This is a genomic window from Hyphomicrobiales bacterium (genome assembly GCA_017642935.1).
In the GTDB taxonomy this organism is placed as follows: domain Bacteria; phylum Pseudomonadota; class Alphaproteobacteria; order Rhizobiales; family MH13; genus MH13.
The window spans coordinates 1-520 of record JAEPOK010000017.1 but is presented as its reverse complement, the minus strand read 5'-3'; the positions used below and the strand labels follow the sequence as shown (position 1 = coordinate 520).

Annotated in this window: 1 protein-coding gene and 1 tRNA gene; both read left to right on the top strand. The window is 51.2% G+C overall.

Features of this window, described 5'->3' with window-relative positions; genetic code table 11:
• Positions 1–175 precede the first annotated feature (175 nt).
• Positions 176–252, top strand: a tRNA-Pro gene (locus JJ917_17865).
• A gap of 185 nt (positions 253–437) precedes the next feature.
• Positions 438–520 (top strand): ETC complex I subunit (locus JJ917_17860; GenBank protein MBO6700691.1); only part of this gene is annotated, 83 nt, incomplete at its 3' end.

The following is a 520-nucleotide window of genomic DNA, read 5'->3' as shown; positions in this document are numbered from 1 at the left end:
GCCTGTTGATGGAATGATCCCTGTTCGTGGGTTGATTGAAGCTGCTGGGCGGCCTGTAGCGTCTGTTCAGGGCTTATTCAAAGCGCTGGTGCGGTCGGCTAAATGAGCTTTTTTAGCAGACTTGTCATTTTTCGCTTGCACCAGCAAAAGTCTGAAACTATACCGTCCTCCGCGTCGGGGAGTGGCGCAGCCTGGTAGCGCACCTGTTTTGGGTACAGGGGGTCGCTAGTTCGAATCTAGTCTCCCCGACCATCTTATTCGGTAGAAATACCAAGGGGCTTGGCCGCCAGGGCCAGGCCCTTTTTCTATATGTGATGGAACCGCTGCAATTTGTGCAGTTTTTCCATTTTATTTAGAATTCAGTTGGTATAGTGTGCGGGCCGCGTGAATGGTGGTTTGCGCGCAACTAGGCGAACATAACGACAAAGGATGAATTCGTGAAAGCACGCATTTATCAACCCGCGAAAAACGCTATGCAATCAGGTACCGCAGGGACGCACGATTGGTTGCTGGAATTCGA